Origin of the sequence: Pseudomonas sp. FSL R10-0399 (assembly GCF_009600165.1) — a bacterium.
In the GTDB taxonomy this organism is placed as follows: Bacteria; Pseudomonadota; Gammaproteobacteria; order Pseudomonadales; family Pseudomonadaceae; genus Aquipseudomonas; species Aquipseudomonas helleri.
In genome coordinates this window covers 1-8,109 of sequence record NZ_WIWK01000173.1, presented here as the reverse complement: position 1 = coordinate 8,109, position 8,109 = coordinate 1, and the positions used below count along the sequence as shown (strand labels likewise).

At 61.1% G+C, this 8,109-nt stretch carries 10 protein-coding genes and 1 pseudogene; 6 read left to right on the top strand and 5 right to left on the bottom strand.

The features are described 5' to 3' along the window. The coding region (locus tag GHO41_RS27715) for a sigma-54 dependent transcriptional regulator (protein ID WP_153435197.1) at positions 1–785 on the bottom strand (785 nt) is incomplete at its 3' end. 60 nt (positions 786–845) lie between these two features. Further along, positions 846–2,567, bottom strand: coding sequence for a PAS domain-containing sensor histidine kinase (locus GHO41_RS27710; protein ID WP_153357145.1), 1,722 nt, complete (start codon positions 2,565–2,567; stop codon positions 846–848). Positions 2,568–2,711: 144 nt separating this feature from the next. On the opposite strand from GHO41_RS27710, the gene GHO41_RS27705 reads away from it, so the two are divergent. The 6 genes from GHO41_RS27705 to GHO41_RS27685 all read left to right on the top strand — a co-directional run bounded on the left by GHO41_RS27705 (position 2,712) and on the right by GHO41_RS27685 (position 6,467). Beyond that, complete coding sequence (locus GHO41_RS27705; protein ID WP_048368667.1) at positions 2,712–2,963, top strand: ParD-like family protein; 252 nt, start codon at positions 2,712–2,714, stop codon at positions 2,961–2,963. Further along, positions 2,960–3,751: a type I methionyl aminopeptidase gene (gene map, locus GHO41_RS27700; RefSeq protein WP_153435196.1), complete on the top strand. Its 792-nt coding sequence runs from the start codon at positions 2,960–2,962 to the stop codon at positions 3,749–3,751. The genes GHO41_RS27705 and map overlap by 4 nt, the downstream gene beginning before the upstream one ends. Before the next feature lie 133 nt (positions 3,752–3,884). After that, positions 3,885–4,706 carry an SDR family NAD(P)-dependent oxidoreductase gene (locus tag GHO41_RS27695; protein WP_123750321.1) on the top strand — a complete coding sequence of 274 codons (822 nt, stop codon included), beginning with the start codon at positions 3,885–3,887 and terminating at the stop codon, positions 4,704–4,706. 34 nt (positions 4,707–4,740) lie between these two features. After that, positions 4,741–5,202, top strand: coding sequence for an AraC family transcriptional regulator ligand-binding domain-containing protein (locus GHO41_RS30490; protein ID WP_256678873.1), 462 nt, complete (start codon positions 4,741–4,743; stop codon positions 5,200–5,202). Continuing rightward, the gene (locus tag GHO41_RS30485) at positions 5,175–5,789 is read left to right on the top strand and encodes a helix-turn-helix domain-containing protein (RefSeq protein WP_371929059.1); all 615 of its coding nucleotides are present in this window, start codon (positions 5,175–5,177) and stop codon (positions 5,787–5,789) included. The genes GHO41_RS30490 and GHO41_RS30485 overlap by 28 nt, the downstream gene beginning before the upstream one ends. Before the next feature lie 18 nt (positions 5,790–5,807). Further along, positions 5,808–6,467: an NAD(P)H-binding protein gene (locus tag GHO41_RS27685; RefSeq protein ID WP_153435195.1), complete on the top strand. Its 660-nt coding sequence runs from the start codon at positions 5,808–5,810 to the stop codon at positions 6,465–6,467. A 100-nt stretch (positions 6,468–6,567) separates the two neighbouring features. On the opposite strand, the gene GHO41_RS27680 is transcribed toward GHO41_RS27685, so the two are convergent. The 3 genes and pseudogenes from GHO41_RS27680 to GHO41_RS27670 form a co-directional block, all read right to left on the bottom strand. Then, positions 6,568–7,530, bottom strand: a complete 963-nt coding sequence (locus GHO41_RS27680; protein ID WP_153435194.1) for an ABC transporter substrate-binding protein — start codon at positions 7,528–7,530, stop codon at positions 6,568–6,570. A gap of 2 nt (positions 7,531–7,532) precedes the next feature. Beyond that, on the bottom strand, positions 7,533–7,859 hold the full coding sequence (locus GHO41_RS27675) for a ferredoxin family protein (protein ID WP_048368674.1): 327 nt from the start codon (positions 7,857–7,859) through the stop codon (positions 7,533–7,535). Continuing rightward, positions 7,856–8,109: pseudogene (locus GHO41_RS27670) on the bottom strand (hypothetical protein); the annotation flags it as partial. The gene GHO41_RS27675 and the pseudogene GHO41_RS27670, both read right to left, overlap by 4 nt.

Below are 8,109 nucleotides of genomic sequence, written 5' to 3'. Positions count from 1 at the left end.
CTGCTGGCCTGGCTGGCGCCCACCGCGCGGTAGCTGCCGTTTTCCAGAAAGTGCAGCAACTTGGCTTGCAGGCTCAGCGGCAACTCGCCGATTTCGTCGAGAAATAGCGTGCCGCCGTTGGCCTGGCTGACCAGCCCGGCGCGCTTTTGATGGGCGCCGGTGTAGGCGCCTTTCTCCGAGCCAAACAGCTCGGCCTCGATCAACTGCTCGGGCAAGGCGGCGCAGTTCACTTCGATAAACGCGCTGGCAGCCCGTGAACTGTGCGCATGCAGCGCTTGGGCGACCAAGGTCTTGCCCGTTCCGGACTCACCCAACAGCAGAATCCGCGTGGCCGAGCTGCGGGCAATCCGTTGCACCGCCGCGTGCAGCGTGCTCATGGCCGGGCTTTGCCCTTGCAGGCCGGGCACCGGTGACTCAGGTGTGTCCAGGGCCAAGGTGCTGCTGATGGTGGCGAGCAAGTCATCCAGTTCAAAGGGTTTGGTCAGGTAATCGGTGGCGCCGCTTTTGACCGCCTGCACCGCCGCCCGGGTGTCGCCGTGGGCAGAGATCATGATCACCGGCAGGTGCGGGCTGCGCTGGCGCAAGCCATCCAGCGTGGCCATGCCATCGATGCCCGGCAGGCCCAGGTCCAGCAAGACAATGTCGATGTCATCCAGCACCTGTTGCAGCGCCGCCTCGCCGCTGTTGGCCGTGCTGATACGCATGCCCTCCCCGCGCAATGCATAGCTGAGCGAGCGCACCAGCGCTTCTTCATCGTCGACGATTAACACGTGAACATCAGGCATCTGTGTCTCACTTTTACGTATTCAAAATGATCGGTAGCCGCTGACGGGGCACGCAAGCGGCTACAAAAACCGGGTGAACGCAGGGAAATCGAGCGCCACCTGTGTGCCCTCACCCACGCGGCTGACGATGTGCATGCGCGCATCGTTGGCCTCCAGCAGTTGCTGGCTGATGCTCAACCCCAAGCCGGTGCCCTGGGGTTTAAGGGTGAAAAATGGCTGGCGAATCTGTTCCAGGTGTTCAGGCGAAATACCGCAGCCCTGATCGATGATCAACACCCGCACGCGGCCTTGGCCCGTCTCGGCGCACAGCCGTACCACGCCGCCCTCCGGGCTGGCCTGCACAGCGTTCAAACACAGGTTGAGCAGCACTTGGCGGGCTTGATCCGGGTCGACGAACAGTTGCAAATCCCCTGCCGACTCGCACAGCAGCTCGATATTGCGCGCTTGCAAGTGGGGGGCGACCATCGCCGCCGTGTGCTCGAACAGGTGCGCCACCGAGACCACCCGCGGTTTGGCCGGGTGCGGGCGGCCGTATTCGAGCAAGTCATTGGTGACCCGTGACAAGCGGTCGATTTCCTTGACCAGATCACTCAGCAGGTGCCGCCGCTCAGGTTCTTGCTCGCGGCGCAGCAAGGCTTGCACCGTGGTTTTCATGGTCGCCAGCGGGTTGCGCACTTCATGGGCCACGCCCGTGGCGAAGGTGCCCAGCACGGCGAGGTTTTCGCTGCGTACGGTCTGGTCCATGACCTGCGCCAGACGCTCGGCCATCACGTTAAAGGCGCGGGCCACATGGCTGATTTCATCGTCCTTGGGTTGTAGCGCGAGGCGATAGCTCAAGTCGCCCATGGACAGTTGATGGGCGCCTTGCAGCAAGGTGCTGACCCGCGCACGCAACTGCCGCGAGAGGGTAAAGAAGACAATGAGGATGAACCCGATAAACCCCGCCGCCACCCAGTACAGCCACCAGCGCGCATCGTTCAGAGGCTTGAGGATGGCCCCCGGCTCGACACTGAACACCAGTTGCCAGCCGGGCAAAATCATCGGCCCTTCGTGCCATTGCCCCGGCGCCTTGACGGGCCGCCCGGTGGGGTCGATAAACGCGCCACCAGGCACGCGTAACAACGGCGCAACCACGCCGCCCATGCCTGCGCTGACCAGCAACTCGCTCAAGGAAGCCAGGCGTAAATGCAGGGCTATGCGCACCTTCTGATTGGTACGCCCGATGCGGATGCTCTTGCGGATCAGAAAGCTGCCCGAGCCGCCCGCCTTGGGCAGCAGCGGCCCTATCACTTCGACATCGCCGACCCATTGCACCGGCAAACCGGCGATGGACCAGTGTTCATTGCCCCAGTACGGCTCCCCCGATGCAGACTGGCCCGGCAGTACTTTGATCAAGCGGTCCTGCTCATCAAAAAACAGCACGCCGTACATAAAGGGCAAGTCCCCTTCCAGCTTGAGCAGCGAGTCGACGTCGCTGATCAGCCGCGATTGATCAACTATAAATTCAGGCATGTTGGGGTGATTGGACAGCGCCGAGAGCTGGTAGAAGCGATCATCCAGAAAGGAGGACAGGCGGTTGGCCGTCGACAATGCCTGGGCATCCAGCCGCTCGCCGGTAAGACGGTTGAGCAAGTCCTTGGCCAGTTGCTCATAAAAAATCGCCAGGGTAATCAGCGCCACGCTCATAACCACAACGGACAGCAACGTATAGCGCGCCACCAGGCTACGGTGCGGCCGGGCAAGCCACTGCAACAACACATGGAGGGAAGAGTCGGGGTTCATGGCGTTCTTGATTGTTTTTGTAATGGCCCCAGCATAGGGATCGACCCTTGGGCCTGTCCATGGCTGCGTGTTGCAGATTTCGTGGCTCATCGCCTAATATACGTTTCGCTTACATTACATATACATTTCATCTTGGGTCATTTGATGGGCATCGTAAAAATCTCGGACGCCATGCACGAAAATCTGCGCATCGCCAGCAACGCGCTCAGTCGCTCGATCAATGCTCAGGCAGAGCACTGGATGCGCATTGGCATGCTGACAGAGCTGTACCCGGATCTGGATCACAACCAGATCAGTCGTTTACTGATTCGCGCCGAGCTTGAGGGCGGTCTCGATTTAAAACAGCTGTGCCAATTGGCTGATTCGGCACAGGCTGCAGCAGGAGCCCGCCCATGAGAGCGCACGTGGTTATCAACACACCGGCCCAAATCGCCCAGTCCAAAGTCGCCGGTATGCTCGCGGCTGAAGTACTGGCGATGATCACCCCGCACGTCAAAGCAGGGGTGACCACCGACCAGCTCGACAAGATTTGCCACGACTACATCGTCAATGTGCAAAAGGCCATTCCCGGCAACGTCGGCTACCACGGCTTCCCGAAAACCGTGTGCACCTCGGTCAATGAAGTGGTGTGCCATGGCATCCCGTCGGGCCGGGTGCTGCACGATGGCGACATCGTCAACATCGACATCGCCGTGGTGAAGGATGGCTGGTACGGCGACACCAGCCGCATGTACTACGTGGGCGAACCGTGCCCGCAAGCGCGGCATCTGGTCAAAACAACCTATGAGGCCATGTGCGCCGGTATTCGCCAGGTTCGCCCCGGTGCAACCCTGGGCGACATTGGCCACGCGATCCAGACCGTTGCCGAAAAAGAAGGCTTCAGCGTGGTGCGCGAGTACTGCGGCCACGGCATCGGCAAGGTTTATCACGACGAACCGCAGATCCTCCATTACGGTTATCCCGGCCAGGGCATGAAGCTTAAAACCGGCATGATTTTCACCGTCGAGCCGATGCTCAACGCGGGCAAGCGCCACGTCAAAACCCTGGCTGACCAGTGGACCGTGGTCACCAAGGATTTGTCGCTGTCGGCCCAGTGGGAACACATGGTGGCGGTGACCGACAACGGCTTTGAAGTGCTGAGCCCTTGGCCGGATGCGGTTGAGGAGTTCGCGCCGATTACCTGAGTTGCAAGCACAATGGCGCCTTCTGCAAGCCACTTGGCGCCTTGCTGCTAGTGTGTAAAGGCGGCCAGCCGAGCATTATTTGTTCAGGCGCTGAGGCAGGTGTTTCAGCGGTTTCTGACGAAGAGGTGTTCGAATGTCCAAGATCTGGTTTATCACTGGCAGTTCCCGTGGCCTCGGTCGCTCCATCACTCTGGCTGCCCTGCGCGCCGGAGACCGTGTTGTCGCCACCGCCCGCAAGCCTCAGCAACTGGATGACCTGGTGGCCGAGTTTGGTGATGCGATTTACCCACTGGCGCTGGACGTGACCAACAACGAGCAGGTGGAACAGGCGGTTGACGCCGCCGTGAAGCATTTTGGCCGCCTCGATGTGGTGGTCAACAACGCCGGTTATGGCGATCTGGCTGCGGTCGAAGACGTCACCCTGGAAGACTTCCGCGCGCAAATCGACACCAACTTCTACGGCGTGGTGTATGTGAGCAAGGCGGTTGTGCCGGTCCTGCGTCGCCAGGGCAGCGGGCACATCTTCCAGGTCTCGTCGCTGGGTGGGCGTATTGGCATGGCTGGCCTGGGCGCGTACCAGAGCGCGAAGTGGGCCGTCGGCGGGTTCTCCACCGTGCTGGCACAGGAAGTCACCCCGCTTGGCATCAAAGTCACCGTGCTTGAGCCGGGCGGCATGCAGACCGATTGGGCCGGCCCGTCCATGACCATCCCGCCTATCAGCGAACCCTACAAACAATCGGTCGGCGCACTGGCCGAGTTGCTCAACTCCCCGGGCATTTTGCCGACCCGCCCGGACCGTGTGGCTGAAATTGTGCTGGAGCTGGCCCTCAAGGACGACGCGCCACTGCGTCTGCTGATCGGTAGCGACGCGGTGCAATACGCTGCCAAGGCCGCGCAAGACCTGGCCGAATCGGATAAAAAGTGGCACGACCTGAGCGTGTCGGCCTCTAACTGAGCCCCCCTGACTGACCTGACATAAAGGAGCCCCCATGTCTGACGCAAGCCGCCCTATTGCCTCTCGTTTCAATGTGCCGGATGCCTTTTGGCATGGCCTGAAGCTGATCGGGCTGGAGCCTTCAGTGGTCCTGCGTCAGGCACGGCTCCCCGTCACGCTGTGCATACGTGAGCTGCGTGACCGGCGTCAGGTGAGCACCGAAGAATTCTTTCGTTTGTGGGCCGCCGTGCAGGCCCTCAACCCAGACCCGGCCGCCGCTGTGTTGCTGGTGACCCGGCTTGATTTTGCGACCTTGCCGCCGTCCAGCTTTGCAGCCTTTATTGCCCGTGATTATCGCGATGGCTTGCACCGTATGGCCCGTTTCAAACAACTGTGCACGCCGGAACGGCTGCTGGTTAATGAAGACGGCCAGACCTGCACCGTCACCATTGACTGGCTGCACACCCCGAGCTGCCGCCCAACCTGCTGGTGGACGCAGCCTTTGCCACCTTCGTAGAACTGGGTCGTCAGGGCACCCGCGTGCACATTACCCCGCGCAAGGTCGAACTGGCTCGTAAAGACGATGGCAGCCCTGCGCTCAGCGAGTTCTACGGATGCCCCGTGCAGTATGGCGCCGAGCGCAATGCCTTGGTGCTGGACGTGGCGGATCTGGATCGGCCGTTTCCGGGCCATAACCCGGAGCTGCTGGACATGCTCAACCCGGCGCTGATAGCTGCATTGGCCGAGGCCACGGCGTCGGCCAGCATCAGCCTGCAAGTCAAGGCAGCACTCAAGCGCATCCTCGCCAGCGGTCGCCCGGAACTGGCCGACGTGGCGCGGGAACTGGGCATGAGCGAGCGCACCTTGCAGCGGCGAATTACCGAAGACGGCACGAACTTTCGGCAACTGATGCTGGAGACCCGCCAAGAGGTGGTGCGCCATCTGCTCAGCGAACCTTCAATCGAGATTGAAGAAATTGCCTGCCTGCTAGGCTACGAGGACACCAACTCGTTTTATCGGGCGTTTCGGTCATGGGAAGGCACGACGCCAGCGCGTTGGCGCGCCTCGCAAGCCCAGCAACCCATGTCGTCCTCCACTCATTAACGCTAACGGACTACTGAGATGAAAATTGTGATGTTTGGCGCCACCGGGATGGTGGGCCAAGGGGTGTTGCGTGAGGCTCTGGCCGCACAGGATGTGACCCATGTCCTGAGCATTGGCCGCTCTGAAAGCGAAACAAGCCACCCCAAACTGCGCACCCTGGTGCATGCCGACCTGCTCGACTACTCGGCCATTGAAGACCTGCTGACGGGCTTTGACGCCTGCTTTTTCTGCCTCGGCGCCTCGGCGGTGGGCATGGACGAAGCCGGGTATTCGCGCATCAACCACGACATCCCGCTGGCGGCCGGCCAAGTGCTGTCGCGCCTCAACCCGCAACTGACCTTTACCTATGTGTCAGGCGCCGGCACCGGCAGCCAGTCGGCCATGTGGGCGCGGGTTAAACGGCGCACCGAAACCGACCTGCTGGCGTTACCGTTCAAGGCGGCTTACATGTTTCGCCCTGGGGTGATCCAGCCGTTGCACGGCGCGCGTTCGAAGACGCCGATGTACAACGCGTTCTATGTGCTGACCTCGCCCTTGCTGTCGATTGCCCGCAAGTTACTGCCCAAGTACGTGTTGTCGACCGAAGAAATCGGCTTGGCAATGCTCGAAGTAGCGCGCCATGGTGCGCCGAAAAGCATTCTGGAAACGGTGGACATACGGCGGTTGGTGAAGGGCTGAGTCAATCAAATACGTGTAGGAGCGAGCTTGCCTCGCGATCTTTTGATCTTTTAAAAGATCGCGAGGCAAGCTCGCTCCTACAGTTGGTTGGGGCGCGGGGTTAGACCTTCCACTCGTTGATATCGAAATCACGACGGATCAGGCGTTGTTCGAGCAGGAACTGTTTGGAACCACTCAACAATTCAAGGCCCACCGGGGATAGTGGCTCCAACTGAAACTCATTCCCGGTGTAGGTGGCTTCAATCGCCGCCTGGGAGTATTTGGACGCCTGGGCATGGAAGCTGAAGTAAGCCGGCCAGTCGGCCGTGATCTGCGCCACCGACTCGCGGCGCGCAGCCAACCAGGCCTCACTGAAGTGGGGCACTTGTTTCAATAACTTCTCACTGGCGACGGTCACGGTGCAGCCGCGTAAGTGCGGGTGGTCAGTGGCCTGGTCGATCAGCGGGTAACCGTTGCTCAACAGCGTAGGGCCCAATTCGCTTTGCGCTGCGTAAGCGGCAATGTCGCCCCGCGCCAATGCGGCTTCCGAATCGCGGGCAGGCAAGGCCACGATTTTGGTGTCTTTGAGAATGCCTGCCTCGTGCAAGGTGCCGATCAGGTAGCGGTGCATGTACGACCCCAGCGGCGTGGCAACCACCTTGCCTTTGAGTTCGGCCACAGAGCTCACGCCGTTCTTGGGAGTGACGAGCCAGGCGTTCATGCCCACGGCATCGATGCTGAGCAAACGGCTGGCCTGGCTCATGGCGTAACACACCATGGCCGGGGTATCGCCGTAGGTGCCGACATCCAGCGCACCCGACAGCAAGGCTTCATTCAGTTCCGGGCCGTTCACAAACACGTAAGTGCTGATGTTGTCGAAGCCCAGTGGCTCCAGATGTTTTTGCGTTAACCCTTGGTGCAAGGCCCAACCGGAGGGCCCGGTAGGCACTGTGGTCGAACCCACATAGCCCACACGCAAAGTACGCTTTGGGTCGCTGGCGGCGAGCAAACGCCCGGGCAATCCTAACAAGGCCGCAGCACCGAGCCCGGCCCCCAAAAACTGCCGTCGATTGAATCCCTTCATGGTTAATACTTTCCTAGCAAATGGTAACTCTGGTCATCGCTGGCGGTAGACGCCCGCCCCTTGCCCCACCCCACCGCGCTGCGGTAGCTGCCCAGCCACTGCCGGGTCTGGTCAGCGATCTCGACAGGCGTAGCCAGGCGGTCTGCGTACGGCGCCACAAACAAGGCATCTTCGGGGCAGTAGACTTCGCACATAAAGCAGGTTTGGCAATCGTTCTGCCGGGCAATCAAGGGCGCTTGCCCCGGTACTGGCGCGAACACGTTAGTGGGGCAAGCCAGCACGCAAATGTTGCAGCCGGTGCAACGCTGCGGATCAATCAGTTCAATCATGCCGCCTGCCCTCTCAGCAACTGCTCCATCACCGGCCCGAGGCGTTCATGCCCGGTCCAGACGTCATCCAGCCCGCCACTGATAACCCGGTGGTGTTGCGTCACGTCGGTGCCTGCATAGTCGCTGCGCCGGTGCATGCCACGGGATTCGGTGCGTTCCAGCGCACTTCGGTACATCCAGCGGGACACCGCCAGCATCGCCGTGGCTTCGCGCAGGCGCAGGGTTTGTTCGTGGTCCGCCGCCGGGGCCG